Genomic DNA, 20524 nt, shown 5'->3' on the forward strand with positions numbered 1-20524 from the left:
TTTTGTTTACCGCAAAAGGGAAAATGGGAGCCATCCTTGTTTTGCTGTTGATCATCGTCGCGGCATCCGTGTGGCTTGCCCGTCACTACGGCAAGGGGGAAGACCGGATGGAAAATCTGTTCGCAGACAGAGAGCTGGATAACCGCCAATCGGAGGCGGGACCGCTTGAACTGGGGCAAGTGTATCAAGCGGACGTTCCCGGTACGATTGCCGCCATACGGGTGTATGCGCTGCCTGATGAGACCGGAAACCGTACGGCGCGGATATGGCGCAACCACGATAGCGCTTTGATCGGCGGCCCCTACATCATACCGAACAAAGGTAAAGCCGGATGGATCACATACCGCCTGCCGCAACCAGTCGAGATTGCCGAACGAACCGATTATACGGTAGCCGTATCCGCGGGAGAAGTGGGCAAGACGTATCCAACGGCGCAAAACCCGGAAGCAGGTTCCAACGGCAAACATTTGAGCTTTCCGGCTCATTCGGGAAGAGTCACCTCGCTCGCCGGGGCAAGGCCCGTCAATACGCCTGACGACGGCTCGGTCTTCATGGTGGACATCGAGTTCGTGCCCGGTTCGATGCAGAAATCGCTCGACGTACAGAACTTGCAGTCGCTCGACGGAAGCTGGCGGATCGTTCAGGATACCGAAAATATCGGCGAGTCCGGCCAATGGTTCATGAAGGACAAATACCCGACGGCCAAGGCGGTGTCCATTCAAGTGCCGGGCAATATCTCCGAAGCGTTCCCGGGGTATAACGGCACGACGTGGTACAGCCGTACTTTCCGAACTTCCATGACGTTGCAGCAAGACATGAAATATTACTTGCGCTTCGGCGCCATCCAGTACAAATGCGAAATCTGGCTGAACGGAACAAGCCTCGGCACGCACGAAGGCACGGATACGGCCTTCGAGCTGGAAGCGACCCGCGCTCTCGTTCGGGGAGACAACTTTCTTGCCATCCGGGTGGAGAATCCGCCAGGCTCAGGAATGCTGCCGAACGTCTTCAGCGACGGCGGCATCGTCGACCATGCCGCACTAGTCGCCCAGCCGCTCGTCAGGATTACGGAAGTGTTCGCCGTTCCCGACATCGGCACCGGCGAAATCGCGCTGCAGATCGGAATGGAGAACAACACGGGCGCGCCTGCCGATGTCGCTTTGACTGCCTTATATGGCGAATTCAAAGGAAGCGATCTCGGCCAGGAGAAGTCTGCAACCAGTATTCCGGCAGGCAAATCCGTGCAGAACATGAAGCTTGTCGTTCCGTCGCCCCATCTGTGGAGCCCGGACGATCCGTTCCTGTACAGAATCGCGGTGACCGCGGAGGCCGACGGCAAGCGGGACGCATACGACATTACCCATTTCGGCTTCCGGGATTTCAGAATCGTAGACGGTTATTTTTATTTGAACAACAAACGGATTTACGTCAAGAGCGTGCACGGCACCGCCAGATGGGATCCGATCGTTACACAGGGCACGCCGCGCGACATGTCGATCATGAACAAGCAGTACAAGATGTTGAAGGATGCCGGCTTCAACATGCTCCGTACGCTGCAGAGCGCTTCGCTGCCCGAGCAGCTGGATCTGGCCGACGAATTGGGGCTCATGATTTACGAGGAGCATGAAGGATCCTGGAATTTGCCCGACCCTGCCAAGTTCAGCCAGGAAATCACCGGGAATCTGCTCCGGGACAGAAATCATCCGAGCATCGTCATCTGGGGCCTCTTGAACGAAAACAAAGCCAATTATGTATTCGACGCGGCCAAAGATTTCCTGACCGACTTGCGCAAACTCGATCCGACAAGACTGGTGCTGCTCGGCAGCGGCCGTTGGGACAAAGATTTGAAGACGGGATCGGCATCAAATCCCGGCTCCTTAGAATGGAACGTCTATCTGGGCGGCGAGGATAAGGACAAATCGGAATTGACCGGCTATTTGCCAGAGGAAATCGGCGCATTCATCGACGGCGCGGGGGACATTCACGTATACAACAACTTTCCGACAAGCTGGAATTTTCTTACGGCCTTTGCCAAACTGGGCGAGCGGACGAAAAACATGTTTCTCTCCGAGGCCGGCGCAGGCAGTATATACAATGCTGTACTGGAGGAGCAAAAAGCGATTCAGGCGAACGCGCTTACGAATCTGGGGATCTATACGTTTGCCAGAGAGAGGTCCGCGGCGTTGAACGAGACCTGGAAAAAATATGGGTTGGACGATACGTATCCGAATATCGAAGACGCGATGATCGACAGCGAAATGTCGGAGGCGTCCGAACGGGCTCTGCTCTTAAGCGCCATTCGCAGCAACCCAAAAATCAACGGCCACAGTCTGACCAGCTTGTTCAACGGCGCTTCCGGCGAAGGAATCATGGACAATTTCCGGGGGTGGAAGGCCGGCCATGAGAACATGCTTAAGGAAGCTTGGGCCAAGTTGAAATGGAACCTGTTCGTTAATCCGACGAGCGTCTACGCGGACGCAAAGTTCCATGTCAAGGTCTCGCTGGCGAACGAGGATGTGCTCACGGAGGGGAAGTACCCGACGAAATTGTCCATCAAGGATTCGTCGGGCAAGGACGTATGGAAGGAACGGGTCGTCGTTGGTATAAAGGGAGGTCCGAATCCGCCGTTCGCTTATGGCGTCTACGATGCCGATCTCATGGTGCCGGGGCTGACGGAAGGAAAGTATACCCTAACGGCGGTTTTGGAAGGCATACCGAACGCCAGCGCAAGCACATACGACTTCAACGTATTCAGCAGAAGCCGTCATCCTGGCAGACTCGGACTGATCACCGTGCTTGGAACGAGTAAGGAAGTGAACGATTTGCTTCTTGGCGGCGGAGCCGTTCTGCATGAATACGACGCCAACGAAGAAATCGGGCAGGAAGCCGTTATTGTAGGCGATCTAGTGACAGGAGACGCAGCACTATGGCGTTCCATCTATAAGAAAGCGGCGAAAGGGGCGCACGTCGTCTTCTTGTCCGACAAAGTCTTCAAAAGCAAGAACAATGCGTATAAATGGCTGGCCGTTCCCGAGAAAGGCTCTCCGGCGTACAATCCGAGCTGGCTGTATCATCAAGAGAGCATCGCCAAAGCGGATCCGATCATGAGCGGACTGCCCGCCAAATTGCTGACGCCGGGCGTGTACCGTAATTTGTTATCCAGCCTTCACTTCATTAAAGGAGGAACGGTTCCCGAGCAGACGACGGCGGTCGCCATATACAATACGTACGGCGCGCCATATTCCGACGGTATATTGACAGGCACCTATAATCATCATGCCGGCAAATTCACCGTTACGACCTTCAACTTGACGGGGAATATAGGCGATCCGGCGGCAGACCGCATGCTGCTGAACATGGCCGCTTTCGCGAAATCGAACGCGTCGGACACGGTGGTCGCGCTGCCGGCGGATTACGAAGCCGAGCTTGATAGGCTTGGTATTAAGAATGATTAGCTTGCTCCAACTAAAGAACAGGCATGTTGTCCGCTTTGGCGACAACATGCCTATTTGGCTTTTCGGTTATGTCAGCTTGCGCATTTTCAATCGATCGATGACCAGCGTTTTCGCTTTGGTGATATGCTCCACGATTGTTTCCAGCACTTCCGGGTTGCGTTGAATGATCAAATCCGAGAACGATTTGTGTTCCCTGAAATAATCATGAAAACTGGGATAATGGGTGCTGTTTGAAATGTTTAGGGCGGTGTGCATGGTATTCGCGATCAGATTCCAGGCTTGGAGCAAGGGCACGTTCTCGCTCATGATCATGATGCTGCGGTGAAACTGAATGTCGGCGGCCGAGATCTCTTGCACCAAATCGTCGATGGACTCCTTGCCGTCGCGGAATCTCGCGTCGGTCTCCCGAATTTGCTCGATAACGGAGAAAAGCGGGAAGAAATCGACCATATCATTGGCGATAACGAGTTCCAGCGCTTTATGCTCAAGCATCAAACGAAAGTCGAACGTGTCCGCTGCCGCTTTCAGCGAGAAACCAACGACGACCGTTCGCCCGTTAGGCAAAGACCGGACAAGACCTTCTTGCTGCAAGTTTTGCAGGGCGGCCCGGATCGGTCCGCGGCTGACGCCGAGATCCGCGGCGATCTGGCTTTCGACGATGTAGGATTCCGGGGCGAGCTCGCCCATGATAATATCCATTCTTATTTTACTAAGCACGTCTTTCGTCTGCGGAGTTCTGGCGAATTGATCGGGCGTTGTGTTTTTCAGCACTACAGAATCCTCGCTTTTCCGGAAGGTGTGTTTCTTTTCATTAATTAAGTATATCGAAGTTAAGCGAATATCGCCAACACATTTTAATATTTGTAGTTTTATTTATTCATATGTTAACTGAAACGCCAATCTATCTGAATAGATCTGGATGCTTTGTTGATCAGATAAATTAATTGTAAACAAATATAAATTAATTGTTGACAATAATGGGATCCGCGATAGAATAAAATTGAATGAGAATGCCGCGCTATCCAGCATCCGGACCCCCGCATTCGGGGAGAGATGCTGATCGTGAAGGGCATGGCCGATCTGTAATCGGGCCGTCTTTGCTCAAGTATTCCGTTTAGTATGGAGATCAGGCAGGGGATGTCTAATGGAAGAAATGATCGTGAGTGCACCCGAGCTGGCGGAAAGATGTACGAGGCATTTTATAATCAGAGGAATGCCGGAGGAAGACGCGAAAATCGCCAGCGATATTCTGATTCACGCCAACCTGCGCGGGGTCGATTCGCACGGGGTCGCTAGAATGACCTACTACGACATGATCATCGCCGAAGGTACGATCAACATGACCCCCGACATCAAGATACGATCGACGGGGCTGGTTTCCGCGACGGTCGACGGGGATGACGGTCTCGGTCTCGTCGTGGCTTATCGGGCTACGGAAGCCGCGATTGAAATCGCTAAAAGATCAGGGGTCGCCGTTGTCGCCGTGAACGGCAGCAGCCATTGCGGCGCTTTGTCGTATTACGTGAAGATGGCTGCACGCAATGGCCTGATCGGCATCGCTTCGACGCAAGCCGACAGCGGTGTCATGGCTTTCGGTGGGAAGAAGCCGTTCTTCGGCACGAATCCGCTTGCTTACGGATTTCCGGCGAAGAAGCATCCGCCCGTTATTCTGGACATGGCGACAAGCGCGGTCGCGATGGGGAAGATCGTTCACGACTACGCGAATCGGGGCGAGCCGATCCCGCACGGATGGGCGGTGGACGACGAGGGAAACAGCGTCACGGATCCGCTTCAGGCGAAATGGGGCGTGCATTTCGGCGGGGCCAAGGGCTTCGGGCTGGCGCTCGTGGCGGATGTGTTCTCCGGGCTGCTGACGAGCGGTAGCTTCGCCTCGCATGTTAAACGATATATCGGCAACGACTCCGGGAAAAGCAATATCGGCCAATTCCTTTGTCTGATCGATCCGGCTTATTTCACGGACACGGATCGGTTTCTCGAGCAAATGGACATGATGATCGACGAAATTCACGCCATTCCCCCGGCGGAAGGTTTCCAACGGGTCATGGTGCCGGGCGAGCCGGAACGTTTGAAGGAAGAGCGTCGCCGGAAAGAGGGGATTCCATTGCCGCTGAATATTTTTCGGCTCTTTTTCGACGAATAAAACGCGATTTAAAATAGTTGACAATACCAATGAATTAAAATCCAAATGTACTTATTGAAAACAAATAAATAAAATTGTATACTTAATTTAGAGACGAATCATAGTTGGGGGTTACCGACAATTGGATTCACTCCTTGCCAGATCTTGTTATCGCGAACGACTGAGAACGCTTACAGAAAGGGGTTTTACAATGAATAAGGGAGGTGAGGCAAACCTCTAGGGAATTGCCCGCACAGGGACAGCCTATTTGTTTGCAAAGCCGAGAAAACCAGTCCCTGCAGATCAACTTGCGCTAGTTGAGATTCGTTTTTTTGATTTTTCAGAATTGACGAACAAAATGGGAGGGTAAAAAATGAAAAAGAAAAGTTTAGCCGCATTATCTTTTTCGCTTGTTCTTGTGATTATGGCCGCATCCGCATGCAGCAAGAGCAACAATGATTCAAGCGCAAGCACGCCTGCCGCAACTTCGCAAGAAACGACCGCGACGGAAACCGGTGCGCCTCCGGCGAAAAACATCTCTTTTAACTACGCAACGTTTATCGGAGATTTCGCGACGGACCAAGTTGGTGCGGCCGCTATCGATTATACGCAACTAAACCCGAATATCAAAGTCAATCACCAGACCATGGACCACGATACATATCAACAAAAAGTATCGACGATGGTAGAATCCAATACGCTGCCCGATCTGTTCTGGTGGAACGGATCGCAGCTTTCCACCACCATGCTGAATAAACCCGAAGCGATTGTCGACTTGACCTCTTACTTCGATAACGACTTCAAAAGCAGATTCCTGCCGAACGCATTCGACTTCCTCAATAAAGCCAACGGCAAAATCGCCGGGTTCCCTTCCGAGGCGCAGGTGCAAGGATTCTGGTACAACAAAGCCTTATTCGACAAATATAACCTGGAATTCCCCAAAACGTTCGAGGACCTGTTGAATGTCGTGAAAGTATTCAAAGAAAACGGCATTATACCGATCGCTCAAGGCACGAAAGATCCGTGGCCCATCTGGGCTTGGTACATGTGGGAAGAAAAATACGGCTATATCGAAGAGCAAGAATCGCTATTCCATACTCGCACCCTTCACTTGAAAGATTCGGGAATCGCCAAAGTGTTCCATCGCCTTAGCGAGCTGCACGATGCGGGCGCATTTCCGGAAAACGCAAGCACCATGAACTTTGACCAAATGACGGCTCTGTTTGCCGCCGGAAAAGCGGCCATCATTCAATTGTCTTCCGACCAATTGGGCAAATTCCAGAACCAGCCCATCGAGAATGACATGAAATTCAGCTGGGGCCCCGACTTTACGGATTCGAAATACGATCAGCACGTAGCCGTCAAAACCGTCAATAACGGTTATGCCATCGGTTCGAATGCCGCCAAAGATCCGGAAAAATTACAAGCGATCGTCGATTTCAACAAATGGCGTTATTCCGATGACGGAGTTAAAGCGACATTAAAAGCCGGTTTTATTCTTCCCGTCAAGACGGATAGTATCGACTTGTCCCAATACAGCCCGCTTGTCCAAGAACAAGCGAAAGCGCTTAACGATGACTACAAGGCTTTGAACATGGACATTCAATATACGATTCCTTACTACCTTGCCGACGGGACGCCGTTGGGCAACTTCTGGGGACCTAAAGATGCGGCTCTGAATGCCATAGTCGATGGTTCGTTAAAGAGCAGCGACATTGATAAAGAGATCGAGAGACTGGATAAAATTCTTGACGATGCCGCCAAGGGTTGGACGGAACCGGCTCAATAAAGCAACTGTATCAAGCAGCTCGAACAGATTAGGTCAAATCCGGTATGAGCCTTGCTCAGCGCTTTGTAAAGCTTCTGTGGGATTGCTGGTTATGTAAAAGCGTTGAGCAAGACCTTCTTTTTGAACCCGATTATTCATTTCCGTAGGGTTTTCGATAAAAACGACATCTCCGTTCATGAGGACGATGAAGTCGTTTTTACTTGCTATCATTTTCGAAAACGAACGGAGAGTCGACCATACATTTTGTTCGCGAGGATTTCTCCGCCATCATATCACTGTATTTTTCGGCTTTCATAACGGGTAACTGTTTGAAATGGAGGATTTACGGGCATGCATATATTCGCAAAATGGTGGATAAAACAGTTGCTGGTTGTACCGACCTTGATCTTATTCCTGATTTACACGTTGTATCCGATCATAGATTCCTTAATGTTGGCGTTCTCTCACAAACCGCCGTTTAAAAAACCTTATTTTGTCGGGTTAGACAATTTTTACGGTCTATTTAATGATCCGGTTTTCATCATTGCGCTTCGGAACACGACGATCGTCGTTATAGGTTCTGTTCTGTTGATTCCTTTAGGACTTTTACTCGGACTATTGCTAAATGTCAGCTTCAGAGGAGCAACGGCGGTCAAGGTCATCTCTTTTGCTCCTAACATCGTGTCCCCGTTTTTGACCGGCTTGGTTTTCTTTTTTATCGTCGATCCCGGAGTTGGAGTGCTAAACGGCTTCCTCGATAAGATTGGTTTACATGCGCTTGCGTTTAAATGGATCGGGGGGGAGAGGTTAACGCCATATACGGTTACCGTTCTCGATTCCTGGAAGGGCTTGGGGGGGCTCGGCGTCTTTTTTTACGCGGCATTAAAAATGATGCCTAAAGACATGTTCGAGGCAGCGACTATCGATGGCGCGACGTCGATGCAGAAATTTTGGAAAATAACCATTCCGATGCTTAAGGAAACTTTCAAATTCATCACGGTATTAACGATTATCGGGGGACTAGGTTCCTATCAAACCTTCTATATCTTGACAAGCGGAGGGCCTCACCATAAATCGGAAACGCTTGGAAGCTATATGTTTTATATCATGCAAAGCAAGGGCGGAGACATAGGCAAAACGTCGGCCATGGCGCTCGTTATGTTCATCTTGTCTATGAGCGCTGCCATCTTGTATTTACACCTGACCAGGAAACGATTGGATGAATAGCTGACACAGGAGGAAACCATGCCAAAAGTCAATAAGCTCATTTATATTCCTGCCGGTTTGATCATCATTTTGATGTCTTTTCCGTTTGTTTGGGGCTTTCTGCTTTCTTTCAAAGACGGCATAGAAATATTCACCGATCCGATCAGTTTGCCCCGTTCCTTTAATTTTCGCCTTTATATCGATACCTACAAGGAATCGCATCTTGTCCTGTTATTCAAGAACAGCCTGATCGTAACCGTCCTATCCGTACCGCTCGGAATGCTCTTCGTGTTTCTTAGCGCATTCTCCATCGCTCGATTGGATCAGAAGATCAAGTGGATGTCCAGCTTCTATTATTATTTATTCCTGTCCGGCATGTGCGTGAACATAATCATCATATTACGATCCTTATACTTTATCACGATGTATACGGGGAAGAACGTTGCTCCTCTCGGCCTTGACAGCCTGTATAGTCTGGTTCCGATCTATGCGGCAGGCGGAATTCCGTTTGGCACACTTCTATATGTGAGTGCCATGAGGTCCATTCCGATCGAAATGGAGGAGGCGGCCATTATCGATGGCTGCAGTTTATTCGGGGTGATGTTCAGGATTAACTTCGTGTTATGCATGCCGGTAATCAGCGCCTTGTTCATCTTCAGCGTGCTAGGGGTATGGAATGAGTTTCCCGTCGCTTCCATGCTGTTAAACAATTATCATAACTATACGCTGCCCTTGGCCTTAGCCTTTTTCAAAAGCGAATTCTCGAGAGACTACGGTTCGATGTTGAGAGCGATCATTATGATTCTTATCCCTCAACTCCTTTTCTTCATCATCTTTCAGAAGAGAATCATCGACGGCGTCGTCACGGAGGGAATAAAAGGTTGATACGACTCGCAGAGGGGGATGCCTAAGCGCGCCATAAGGGATGCAAAAAACGAAAACGGTCGTTCAGGAATAATCCCCTGAACGACCGTTTTTCAAGTTGAGGTGTTGCTTTAATACGTATCCGCGCCGATATCTCCGCGATTAGCGCCGTGTTGCCGTGAAAATCGAATCTCAATTCAGGATGGATTCGCCGGAAGGCAGGTGGTCTTTACGAAAACCACCTGCTTTCCGGGGCAGACGGGGGTTGAGGCAGAAAGTATACAGCGACCTAAAAATTTATGTATTCATCTCTCCATAATCAGGGGTTCGAACATTTTTGCTGTCCGTCAATTAATCCAGATGATTTCCGAAGCGTATGCCCCGGTCAACTTGGTAACGTTGATGCCTTCATCCATCAACTCAGCGCCGGTCATTGACGTATTCTGTTCGATACGGTCCTGAAAGGTCAACGTATACGTGGCGTCCCGGTCCAATCCTTTCAGCTTGATCACTTTGCTGTCCGGCTCGTCTTCTCCCGGTTTGAACAGCAATACCGATCCTTTATTCAGTCCCTCATTGAAAAACTGCATGCCATCCCAACTCTTTCCGTCGGGTATCGGCAAAATATGGTACACATCCGCACCGCGCAGGATGGGGCGCTGTTTCGTCCGATAGAGGTCGACGTGCTTTTTGTACAACTCCAGAACATGCGCAGCCTCGTTGCTGGAATAGTCGCCGCCGTACATCCAGGCGCCTAGGAAGCCGGTCCGCATTTGGTACAACAACCAGGCATCTCCCGATATATTTTCGCCGTTGTCGTCTTTCAACTGCACAGGGTTGATCATGTAGGAGTTGGCGTAATACGCTTTCCTGTAGTTGATGACTGAATCTGGGCCGCCGCCGGAATCTTCCGTTGTCATAATCGTTTGCCGCTGAAGCAGATCGAACGATTTCTTCGAGCCGCCGGAGCTGCAATTCTCCCAACGGAAGCCCTTGCGCTGCGCGATCATATCGTCCAGCACTTCGAGAAATCCTTCATGACTCAAATAGTTGAGCGGTTCTTCGTACTCCATGTCGGAACGCCAATAATCGAATTGCCAGTCGTCGAACCTCTCCAGCAGCGCTTTCTTCTGTTTGTCTCTGCCGGCTTGAGTCGCCAGATCGGCGTGTTCGAACCGGTTGCCCAAATAGATCGAAAGTTTAACGCCATTCTCGTGCGCCATCTTGCCAAGCGTCATGCCGTTCGGCCATTTTTCCGGATCCGGCGTCCATGCCCAGCCAAAGAATGGATCGTAGTTTGGCTGAGGCTGACCGTTAGCATAAGGGGAACCTGGAGGCACGCCGTCGGTTGTGTAGTACGCATCCTCCTTAATCAACTCCACTCCCCAACTGGCGAGCGAATTTCTGGAAAGGAAGTCGGAAAGTTCCCCTTCCGTATACAAATCGATTCCGAACTCGGTCAGCGGTTCATTGGCATTGGCTTTGAGCGTCGGGGTAATTTTGTAATTCCAGAACCATTTCTTCATCTTGTTGCTACCCGCGTCGATATCGCCTTTGTACGCGCCGAAGAACATGCCGGGTACGTTCAATTTCTTGCCTGCCGCTTCCGTGATGGAGCCTTTCTGGCCTAAAAAGAACAAATTGTGGATTTGCAGCGGATCCCCGTAGGTGCGATTGCTGTATAATCCGAAATCCCATACATAGCCAAAATACAGGCCGTGCTCGCCGCTCACGTCGAGCATTTCGAAAGGCAGCACATATTCATTCGGGAAAAAATCGTTGCTGACTATCGACTGAACGTTGCTGTACTCTGACAACGTCTCCTTGAACACGCCCGTGTTAAAGCCCACCCGGTCGGTGTTGCTTTGCATGCTGGAGCGACTAAACCGGGTCACGGTCGCCGCCTTGTCGGACCTTACCGAGAAATCGGCAGAAACGACATCGGAATGTTGATAGGTGATGTCGCGGCCCGTCTTGTTTAGAATTGTTGCGCTTTGCTCCACCGGCCCCGCGCCCGGACGCGCCTGCCAGACCGACTCGAGCTCGAGCTTCGGTTTTGTGCTTTCAAACCGCAATGTCACTTTTGTCCCGTCGCTCTTGTCAACCTTCGCGCCCTTGAAGCTCCAGTCGGGGTTGTAGTCCTTCGTTCCGACGTATACCTTGTCGAGGAGCGGCATGACGACCGGCTCGGCGATCCAGTTCCATCCCTGTTCCGCATTCTTAATCGCAAGCACAATGGGCCTGTTGTCGCGCACGGCCAGCGTAAGGCTCGTATCATCGGTGTTGAGTGACCATTCCTGATTCATCTTGGCCGGCGTTCCGGAGCTGCCGTCGGAAATGTAAGTAACGACGGGATCCCAACGCGTCGCATTCTTGGAGTCGTCCCCGCTGCCCCAGTCTCCGGGAGGGGGCGGGAGGCTGTTTGCGATAAAATAGATCGCGTCCCCGGCATTGACCGGCACCCTGCTCAGATCGGCATCGGTCGCATAGCCCGTCTGGTCGCCCGGCTGTAAAATCCTGTGCCACATTGATTCATGATTCTTCTGCACGCTGACGACGACACCGTCGCCGCCTTCATCGGCTTTGAAAACGCGGCCCGTGATACGCACGGTGCCCGTCTGCGGGGCCACCCATTTGCGGACGGAGTCGTAACGTTTAGCAGGATTAAAAGTGTCTTTATCGATCCAGTTTCCTTCAGATCCGGACCAAGTCTTGCCGTCGTACGTCAGGTCGGTGAAATCGCCGCCATCCGGTGGACGTTGCTGGAAAAACCATTGGCCTTTTCCCTGAGTATCTCCGAAACTTGCGGACGCTTGGTACGATTCGCCAATGCCGTCCGCCTCGCGTTTGTCCTTGCTTAACACAAGCGCCAATGCTGCGGAAAGGATAATGAAGAGAATAATGGCAGCTATCCATGGCCTCTTTCTCAACATGCTGTTCTCCCCTTTAAACGATAATCAACCGATCGACCGGGAGTCGCCGTTAATTGATCCAAATAATCTCCGAGTCGTAGTCGCCCGCATTGCCCGAGACGCTGATGCCCGTTCCGCCCGCCATCAATTGGCTTCCCAGTACATTGGAGTAGGAGGCGTTTAGCGTTGTCCGGTCTTGGAACGTCAACGTATACCTGGCATTCGGATCCAGCCCCTTCAGATAAATCGTCGGAGAATTGCCGACTCCGGAGTTCGGCTTAAACAGCAGGACGGAGCCTTTATTCATGGAAGCGTTAAAGAACTGCATCCCGTCCCAGTGCGTCCCGTCCGGCATCGGAAGGACATGGTAAACATCCGCTCCCCTCAGAATCGGCCTTTGTTTGGTTTTATACAGATCAAGATGTGCTTTGTAGCTATTCAGTTTATCTACGGTCACTGGATCGGTGTTTGAGTAGTCGCCCGCCCACATCCAGGCCCCCAGGAAGCCGCCTCTCATTTCGTATTCCCATAATTTCATTCCGGGTAAATCCTCGCCGTTATCGTCTTTCAATTGAACCGGATTAATCATGTACGAATTGGCGTAGAATGCTTTTCGGTAATTCAGGATCGAGCCCGGATTTCCTCCGGAATCCTCCGTGGTCATCACCGTCTGTCTTTGCAGCAGATCAAACGATTTCTTCGAACCGCCCGCACTGCAGTTCTCCCATCGGAATCCCGGCCTGTTGGCGATCATATAGTCCAGCACTTCCAAAAATCCTTCATGGCTCAAGTAATCGCCGGTCGGTTCGAATTCCATGTCGGACCGCCAATAATCGAACTGCCAGTTGTCGAAACGGGACTGCAGCGCTGCCTTCTGAGAATCCCTGCCCGCCTGGGTCGCCAGGTTGGCATGATTATATCTGTTTGCCAAGTAGAGGGATAGCTTCACGCCGTTGTTATGGGCAATCGTGCCGAGCGTCATCCCGTTAGGCCATTTGACGGGGGCCGGCGTCCATGCCCAGCCAAAGAAGGGATCGTAATTGGGCTGAGGCTGACCGTTAGCGTAAGGGGAACCCGGAGGCACGCCGTCGGTCGTGTAGTATGCGTCCTCCTTAATCATCTCCACTCCCCAACTGGCGAGCGGATTTCTGGAAAGGAAGTCGGAAAATTCCCCTTCCGTGTACAAATCGATTCCGAACTCGGTCAGCGGTTCATTGGCATTGGCTTTGAGCGTCGGGGTAATTTTGTAATTCCAGAACCATTTCTTCATCTTGTTGCTGCCATCGTCGGTGTCGCCTTTATAGGTACCGAAAAACATACCGGGCACGTTGAACGCTTTGCCATTGACAATTGTAACGCTTCCGGCGTCGCCAAGATAAAACTTGTTGCGGATTCTGTAGGCGTTACCGGAAGTCCAGTTGGTGAACCGGCCGAAATCCCATGTATAACCGAAATACAATCCGTGAACGGCATTGACATCGAGCATTGTAAACGGCAGCACATAAGGTCCCGTGTCGAAATTGTTGCTTATTTCCGATGGAACGGTCGTGGATGCTCCCATCAGCTGCTTGAATACTCCCGTATTAAAACCGGGATCGCCGGCCATGCTCTGCCTCGCAAACCGCCAAAGCGTCGCATTGTTATCCGCAGACACTGTCAAATCGGCCGCGACTACATCGGAATATTGGTAGGTCACATTTCCGCCTGTATTATTCGTAATCGCCATAGTTTGTTCTACGGGACCGGCTCCCGGACGCGCCCACCAGACCTGGGTGAGCGTAAGGTTAGGCGTCGTGCAGACAAATGTCAAAGTCACTTTGGTGCCGCTGGACGTATCCACCAATGCGCCTTGATAAGACCAATTAGGCGTATAGGCGGTAGAGCCGATATAGATTCTGTCCAAGAGCGGCAGTACGGACGTAACAGGCGTCCAATCCCAATTCTGCGACGGATTTTTCAATTGGGTAATGGCCGGTCTGTTACCGCTGATCGTTAACGTAAGGTTCGTGTCGTCCGTGTTTAAATGCCATGAGGGCATAGTACCCGCCACATAGGCTATGGTCGGATTCCAGCCGGTTTCGTCGTGTGTATAGTCTCCGTTATTATTCACGATGAAATAGATGGCATCGCCTGCAGACACGTATACGCTGCAAAGATCCGCGTTCGTGCTGTAGCCCGTACTGTCGTTATAAGCAATCGTTCTCGACCACAAGACCGCGACGTTCTTTTGCACGGTAGCGACGACGCCGTTGCCGCCGCCGGTATCGTTCTTATGCACATTGCCGGAGATGCATATCGTTCCCGACCGCGGAGCCACCCATTTCAGCGCGACGTCGTTGGTGTTATCGGGATGAATGGCGCCGCCGCCGAGCCAGTTGCCATTGCCGCCAACCCAGACGCCGCTGCCGCCGCTGTATGTCAGATTAGTAAACGCTCCGCCGCCGATCGGGCGCTGCTGATAATACCATTGGTTTTGCCCTTGGATATTGCTGAAGCCGGCCGAAGCTGTCCAGGAGTCGACATAGGCTATGGTCGGATCCCAGTCCGTTTCATCGTACGTGTATTCGCCATTATTGTTAACGATGAAGTAGATGGCGTCGCCCGCCGCTACGGCTACGCTGCTAAGGTCGGCATTCGTGTTATAGCCCGTGCTATCGTTAAAGGCAATCGTCTTCGACCATAAGACAGTACCGTTCTTCTGCACGGCAGCGACGACGCCGTTGCCGCCGCCCGTATCGTTCTTGCGGACCGTTCCTGTAATACTGATCGTCCCGGCCGCCGGCGCCGTCCACTTGAGGACAACGTCATAACTGTTATCCGGATGCATCGAGCCGGCCCCGAGCCAGTTGCCGTTTCCTCCTCTCCAAGCTCCGCCGGTGTAGGTCAAATCGGTAAAGGGTCCGCCGCCGACGGGACGCTGCTGGTAATACCACTGATTCTGTCCCTGCGTACTGCTGAATCCCGCCGATGCCGAATAAGGACCGGAGGCAAAGGCTCGGGACGCGAAAAGGAAAAGAAACGCCAGAAAACAGGCCAGCGCGATGCCACCATAAGATAACAGCGGCGTCCGGAGATTGATTCTCGCCGCTTCCGTTTTGATGGTCACATGAATGACCCCTTTCGTTTGGCGCTTTCGGCGCCGCTTGATAGGTTTGCGAACGGATCTGTGTTCCGTCCGCCGAACGGCATCAGACGAAAAATTCGGGAATCATTTCCTTCGCGATCGGCCGCAATCGCTCGGCTTCCGTCTCGGGAATGGAACGATAAGGCCACCGCAGCCGCGTGCCGACCGGCGCCCAGCCTCCGATCGCCGCCAGGAGCTTATCGCAAGCGGCGTTGCAATACTTGTGCTCGGTGATGAACGGGGCGACGTACGAAGTTAAAAATCGTTGGATGCGCGCTTCGAGCTCCAGCGCATCTTCCAGGCGATTCTTCATGGAGTCGTACCACTTCTGCGCGGCTCCGGGATGGATGCAGGCGACGTTGGAGTAAGCCCCGTGAGCGCCTCTCGAATATCCGGTCGCAAGGGTATGGCCCGGCACGAAGACCGAAACCCCGCGGGCATGGATGCTCATCTCGCGGTACCATTCTTCGTCTCCGCCCGGCACTTTGATGCCGACGAAGTTCGGAACGGCCGCTTTGACCTTGGCGAACATTTCGGGTTTCAGCGTTCTTTTCGCATGAGGCGGGTTGTAGAGCACGATTCCGATCGGAGCTGCCGCTTCCGCCATGACTTGCAGGCAGGAGATCACCTCGTCGTCTCGAAGCGGATACCAGTCGGACAGGATAACCTGAATGGCGCTCGGATTCCACTGAACCGCTTTCCGGATGCGGGACAAGGAGAGCTGGGGGCTCATATGGCTTGCCCCGATCTGGAACGGGACGCCCCGCTTCTCGCAAGCATTCGCCAGCATGTCTTGAATGTGCTCGAACTCTTCTTCGTTCTGGGCGTAAAACTCGCCGGCCGTTCCGTTCGAGTAGATGCCGTCAACCCCGATTTCGGTCAAGAAGTCGATCTCTTCCTGCAACCTGCCGAAATCGATCGAATCGTCTTCGTTGACGGGCAGAAGCAATGTCGCCCAGTTGCCTCTGATTTCTTCCGACTGTTGCGGGTTCATGTCGATCCAGCCCTCCTTTTCGGCTTTGATTACGGCAGTTCTTCCCTTCCGGTCTTCCTCCCCTCATGAAAAAATTCGTTATCCAAAACCATTATGATACCAATATTAAATAGATGTCAACAAAGATATATTTATGAGAACATACTACAATTCCGGTTGTCAAACGACAATCTCTTCATCGGCGACGAGGAGTACTTGTGCACAAAAGCGTTGCTTCACGGGTAAACAGCAAACAGTAACGAATATCGGACGTTTGAGAGAACTCGGAGAGAACACTCAAATCAGCCCTGCTCCACTACCATCGACAAATTTTAGCGGAGCGTGCGCGATTCAGGTTCCAGTGGGCTAGCCCCCCGTGGAGGTTCGAGTCCTCTCGACCGCGCCATATTTACAATCGAATGCTCTGCAGCGGTCTCGTGTCTCTGCAGAGCACTTTTATTTTTCCCGCCACAATTTGTGTAATGAGGCTGCGCGCATAACGACCGCCGCCCGGCCTAGAGGCAGGGCGGCGGATGCTCGTACGGATGTGCGGTCGGAAACGGCGGACAAGTGGAAAAGCGGATAAGCGGATAAGCGGTACGGCCGCCGGGCGCCGCATCTGGCTACATCTTAATTGAACCGCTGGAGATGCCTTCGACGAAGTTGCGCATCAGCAGCGAGAACAGCAGCAGCAACGGGACGGCCGCGATCAGGTAGGCGGCCATCATGCCGCCGTAGTCGCTGAGGCCGTAGTTGCCGGCGGCGGCTTCAAACGCGACGAGCGCCATCGTGATCGTCTGATGGCCTCGGTTCAGCAGCAGCGAAGGCAGCAGGTAGTCGTTCCACAGACTGGTGATATTGATGATGGCGACCGTGGTACAGATCGGGATGGAGAGCGGCAGTACGATGGTCGAGAAGATGCGGATATTACCCGCGCCGTCGATGCGGGCCGCCTCGAAGATCTCGTCCGGCAGCTGCTCGAAAAACGTCTTGAGGACGAAAATGCTGAACGCCTGTCCGCCGGCGATATAGGGAAGGATAAGCGCCAGGTAGCTGTCGCTTAAACCCAGCTTTTTGATCTGCAAATAAAGCGGAATCAGCGTTAGAAAGCCCGGAATCAGCAGAAGGCCGAATACCAGCAGAAACAGCGTGTTTTTAAGCGGGAAGCGAAGCTTGGAAAACGAGTAAGCGCTCATCGCGGAAAAGGCGACGATGGCGACGACGCTGGCCACGGTGATGATGGACGTATTGTACAACGACATGCTGATTTTCTCCCAGGCGACGCTGTAATTGCTCCATTGCAGCGCCTGGGGAAAGGACAGCGTACTGGATGCGAATTCGAGCGGCGTCTTGACGGAGTTTTCGAGGATAAAGTAAATGGGCAGCAGGTTGAACACAAGCAGCAGCAGCAGCAGCAACAATTGCCCCGCTCCTGGCAGGCGGAGAGCGCGCATCGGTTGGACCTCCTGTCCTCAGGATTCGGATTTGACCAGCTTCATGTTGACCAGGGTCAACAGCAGGATGATGACAAACATAATCAGTGCGATCGACATGCCGTACCCGAACTCGCCGTTGACGGTCGAGACGTTGTACATGTGCAGAATCGGCACATAGGTGGAGTAGCCGGGACCGCCGTTTGTCATGATGAGCGGCGGGATAATGTTCTGCAGGCTGCCGATCAAGGTCAGGATGATGATCAGCCGCAGCTGCGGGAAGGAAGAAGGGATGTCGATCCGCCATACGCGCTTCCAGCCCGTCGCGCCCTCCAGCTTGGCGGCCTCCAGCACCTCGGTGGAGATGCTCTGCAGACCGGAGTAGAAGATGAGCAGATTAAAGGCGCTTATCCACGGGAATCCCATCAGAATGATCGAATAGAGCGCGATATTCGGATTGCCGAGCCAGAGCTGCTGCAGCGAACCGAGTCCGATCGCCTCCAGGAGCTGATTGATGGCGCCGTCTCCTTGATACAAAAACCGCCACAGCAGAATGGTGACGATGCCGGGAATGACGATCGGCACGACGAAAAGTGTCCGGTACACGTACTGCGCGTGCTCGCGCTTCAACTGGAAGATCAGCTCTGCGACGAGAAACGGCGGTACGACGGCCAGCACGATCGACAGGACGACCCAGATCAAGGCGTTGATCGTGGATTGCCGCAGCACCTCGTCGCCGATCAGGCGGACGAAGTTGTCCAGTCCGATATAGCGCGGCGCATTGAAGCCGTCCCAATCGGTGAAGGCGCCGATCAGCGCCTGATAGACCGGATAGTACATAAACCAGAGCAGGAAGATAAACGTCGGCAGTATAAAGGCGTATCCGGTCAGCGCGGTTTTCAGCTTTGCTTTTCCGGTCATGCGGCATTCGTCCTTTCATGGCTTCCGGGGATGAAAAAAGGGGAGCGCTGTGAAGCGGCGGCCCCCTTTTCCTTGCATCCTCTCAGCGCCTTAGTATTTTCCCAGATCCACGCTGTTCTTGGATTGGTATTCCTTGATCGCCGAGTTCAGCTCTTTTTGCACATCGGAGGTGGCTTTGGCGAGATCGATATTGCCGCTCAGGTAGAGGCCGAAAATGCGCTGCATATTTTTGGACATGTTCGGCGAGGAGCCGCCGACGCCGAGCGCCTTCAATTCATTGGACGCCTGGTTGGCGAGCTCGGTCATGCTCTCCGCAGGCTTCGTATCCGGCCAGGTCGGTACGAAGGTGCCGTGCTCGTTGACGATGCGTTCGACGTTCGCCGGCGTGCCGACGAATTGTAGCCAGTCGATGACGGCGGCTTGCTTGCCGGCTTCCTTCATCGTGGAGTTGGCTTGCTTGGTCGCGACGGCGAACTGAAAGGCTGCGTTGGGACCGCCGACCGCGCCGGAGACGTCGGTGCCGGTCGTGTACGGCGTATCCGCCTGCGTCAGCACCGGGAAGTTGAACGAGCCCAGCTCGAAGCTTACGTTGGCGTCCTTGGCGTTTTCCGGTAGCCAGCTGCCGTCGTAGAAAATCGCGGTTTTGCCGGCCAGGAAGTCGTTGCGGGCGTTGCTGCCGACGACGCCGGGATCGGACGACAGGTAATCCGGCTTCCAGTTGTCGGTCAATGTCTTGAACATCGGCCACCAGCCCATGAAGCGCTCATCGGACGTGTTCAGCATGCCCTTGACGATGGCGACGCTCTGATCCAGCGAGGAGACGCCCGGGCTCTGGTCGAAGCCGGCGATCTGCTCGAACTCCTTGGCGTAGAAGTCGGACAGGAAGTGCCTCTGGAACCAGTCGTAGTCCGGTGCTTGCGACATCGCCGTGATGCCTGCGTCCTTCAGCTTCTTGGTCGTCTCGACCAGTTCCGACCAACTGCTCGGCGGCTGGGAGATGCCCGCTTGCGCGAACAGATCCTTGTTGTAGAAAAACGCGGTCGCGACGTAGTCGCCGTTGATGTTGTAGCTCTTGCCTTCGGGCGACTTCGTCTCGCTCACGACGGTGGCGTTCATCGCATCGCCCCAGGTGGCTTTGCCGGGAATATACGGGTTCGGCTGGCTGAAGTAGGGGGTCAAGTCCTCCGCGATGCCCTTGGGGAACGTATTGTTCAATTCCGCCCATTGACCCCAGAATACGTCGAACAGCTCGCCGGCGGCGGCCTTTACCCGCACGGTTTGCGTATAGTCCTTGAATTCTTCGTCGACGAATTCGATTTTGATGCCGGGGTGCGCCGCTTCGTACTCGTTGGCGACGTCCTGCAACCCCGTCTGCTGCTTCAGGCCGGCGATATTTTTGGAGTTGGGCGTGTAGGATTGGGCGTACATCGTGATCGTGCCCTTCCAGCCGCCGGCTTCGCCGGTCGCGCTGCCGGCCGTGCCGCTCGCTGCCGGCGCCGTCGAAGCGGATTGTCCTTCCTCGGCGTTGTTGCCGCCGCATGCGCTGAGCACGAGACCCAGTGCGACCAAGGCTGCGGAGCTTTTGGCGAGTTTGTTCGTCATCATGGCCATCCCCCTCGAGACTTATTTTTGAAAGCGCAATCATTCCTGTCTTAATCTTAGTTCAGGCCTGTCGCGCTCGATAGTGGGAGAGATTTTACTTTCGGATGAATTTTTTTACCTCGCCGC

The 20524-nt window shown here is 53.1% G+C and carries 13 protein-coding genes; 5 read left to right on the plus strand and 8 right to left on the minus strand.

Annotated features, from left to right (window positions below; all coding sequences use genetic code 11):
- Positions 1-41: 41 nt before the first annotated feature.
- The gene (locus H7C19_RS08905) at positions 42-3455 is read left to right on the plus strand and encodes a glycoside hydrolase family 2 TIM barrel-domain containing protein (protein WP_185142287.1); all 3414 of its coding nucleotides are present in this window, start codon (positions 42-44) and stop codon (positions 3453-3455) included.
- Positions 3456-3521: 66 nt separating this feature from the next.
- Here the strand turns inward: H7C19_RS08905 and H7C19_RS08910 are convergent, their stop codons facing one another.
- Positions 3522-4226, minus strand: coding sequence for a GntR family transcriptional regulator (locus H7C19_RS08910; RefSeq protein WP_313731497.1), 705 nt, complete (start codon positions 4224-4226; stop codon positions 3522-3524).
- Positions 4227-4614: 388 nt separating this feature from the next.
- Between H7C19_RS08910 and H7C19_RS08915 the strand changes: the two genes are divergently transcribed.
- Both H7C19_RS08915 and H7C19_RS08920 read left to right on the plus strand, forming a co-directional pair.
- A complete protein-coding gene (locus H7C19_RS08915; RefSeq protein WP_221469122.1) occupies positions 4615-5616 on the plus strand; it encodes an Ldh family oxidoreductase in 1002 nt (333 codons plus the stop codon).
- Positions 5617-5968: 352 nt separating this feature from the next.
- Positions 5969-7384 (plus strand): ABC transporter substrate-binding protein, encoded by a 1416-nt coding sequence (locus H7C19_RS08920; RefSeq protein ID WP_185142290.1) that lies wholly within the window; start codon positions 5969-5971, stop codon positions 7382-7384.
- Between the two features lie 33 nt (positions 7385-7417).
- Here H7C19_RS08920 and H7C19_RS34225 read toward each other — a convergent pair whose 3' ends face one another.
- The gene (locus tag H7C19_RS34225; RefSeq protein WP_221469123.1) at positions 7418-7594 is read right to left on the minus strand and encodes a hypothetical protein; all 177 of its coding nucleotides are present in this window, start codon (positions 7592-7594) and stop codon (positions 7418-7420) included.
- 120 nt (positions 7595-7714) lie between these two features.
- On the opposite strand from H7C19_RS34225, the gene H7C19_RS08925 reads away from it, so the two are divergent.
- On the plus strand, positions 7715-8590 hold the full coding sequence (locus tag H7C19_RS08925) for a carbohydrate ABC transporter permease (protein WP_185142291.1): 876 nt from the start codon (positions 7715-7717) through the stop codon (positions 8588-8590).
- A gap of 18 nt (positions 8591-8608) precedes the next feature.
- On the plus strand, positions 8609-9454 hold the full coding sequence (locus H7C19_RS08930) for a carbohydrate ABC transporter permease (protein WP_185142292.1): 846 nt from the start codon (positions 8609-8611) through the stop codon (positions 9452-9454).
- A gap of 326 nt (positions 9455-9780) precedes the next feature.
- Here the strand turns inward: H7C19_RS08930 and H7C19_RS08935 are convergent, their stop codons facing one another.
- The 6 genes from H7C19_RS08935 to H7C19_RS08960 all read right to left on the minus strand — a co-directional run bounded on the left by H7C19_RS08935 (position 9781) and on the right by H7C19_RS08960 (position 20401).
- Entirely contained in the window at positions 9781-12366 is a 2586-nt protein-coding gene (locus H7C19_RS08935; protein ID WP_185142293.1) for a GH36 C-terminal domain-containing protein, read from the minus strand.
- Between the two features lie 49 nt (positions 12367-12415).
- Positions 12416-15451: a GH36 C-terminal domain-containing protein gene (locus H7C19_RS35435; protein WP_185142294.1), complete on the minus strand. Its 3036-nt coding sequence runs from the start codon at positions 15449-15451 to the stop codon at positions 12416-12418.
- A gap of 82 nt (positions 15452-15533) precedes the next feature.
- Positions 15534-16463 (minus strand): dihydrodipicolinate synthase family protein, encoded by a 930-nt coding sequence (locus tag H7C19_RS08945; RefSeq protein WP_185142295.1) that lies wholly within the window; start codon positions 16461-16463, stop codon positions 15534-15536.
- A 602-nt stretch (positions 16464-17065) separates the two neighbouring features.
- Positions 17066-17896: a carbohydrate ABC transporter permease gene (locus tag H7C19_RS08950; protein ID WP_185142296.1), complete on the minus strand. Its 831-nt coding sequence runs from the start codon at positions 17894-17896 to the stop codon at positions 17066-17068.
- Between the two features lie 18 nt (positions 17897-17914).
- A complete protein-coding gene (locus H7C19_RS08955; RefSeq protein ID WP_221469124.1) occupies positions 17915-18796 on the minus strand; it encodes a carbohydrate ABC transporter permease in 882 nt (293 codons plus the stop codon).
- A 90-nt stretch (positions 18797-18886) separates the two neighbouring features.
- Positions 18887-20401: an ABC transporter substrate-binding protein gene (locus tag H7C19_RS08960; RefSeq protein ID WP_185142297.1), complete on the minus strand. Its 1515-nt coding sequence runs from the start codon at positions 20399-20401 to the stop codon at positions 18887-18889.
- Between the last annotated feature and the right edge of the window lie 123 nt (positions 20402-20524).

The organism is Cohnella nanjingensis (assembly GCF_014212125.1).
GTDB lineage: Bacteria > Bacillota > Bacilli > Paenibacillales > Paenibacillaceae > Cohnella > Cohnella nanjingensis.

Excerpts from the sequence above, each read along its gene's own strand:
- H7C19_RS08920 (WP_185142290.1), top strand. The coding sequence starts at position 5,969 with ATGAAAAAGAAAAGTTTAGCCGCATTATCTTTTTCGCTTGTTCTTGTG.
- H7C19_RS34225 (WP_221469123.1), bottom strand. The coding sequence starts at position 7,594 with ATGATAGCAAGTAAAAACGACTTCATCGTCCTCATGAACGGAGATGTC.
- H7C19_RS08925 (WP_185142291.1), top strand. The coding sequence starts at position 7,715 with ATGCATATATTCGCAAAATGGTGGATAAAACAGTTGCTGGTTGTACCG.
- H7C19_RS08930 (WP_185142292.1), top strand. The coding sequence starts at position 8,609 with ATGCCAAAAGTCAATAAGCTCATTTATATTCCTGCCGGTTTGATCATC.
- H7C19_RS08935 (WP_185142293.1), bottom strand. The coding sequence starts at position 12,366 with ATGTTGAGAAAGAGGCCATGGATAGCTGCCATTATTCTCTTCATTATC.
- H7C19_RS08945 (WP_185142295.1), bottom strand. The coding sequence starts at position 16,463 with ATGAACCCGCAACAGTCGGAAGAAATCAGAGGCAACTGGGCGACATTG.
- H7C19_RS08950 (WP_185142296.1), bottom strand. The coding sequence starts at position 17,896 with ATGCGCGCTCTCCGCCTGCCAGGAGCGGGGCAATTGTTGCTGCTGCTG.
- H7C19_RS08955 (WP_221469124.1), bottom strand. The coding sequence starts at position 18,796 with ATGACCGGAAAAGCAAAGCTGAAAACCGCGCTGACCGGATACGCCTTT.
- H7C19_RS08960 (WP_185142297.1), bottom strand. The coding sequence starts at position 20,401 with ATGATGACGAACAAACTCGCCAAAAGCTCCGCAGCCTTGGTCGCACTG.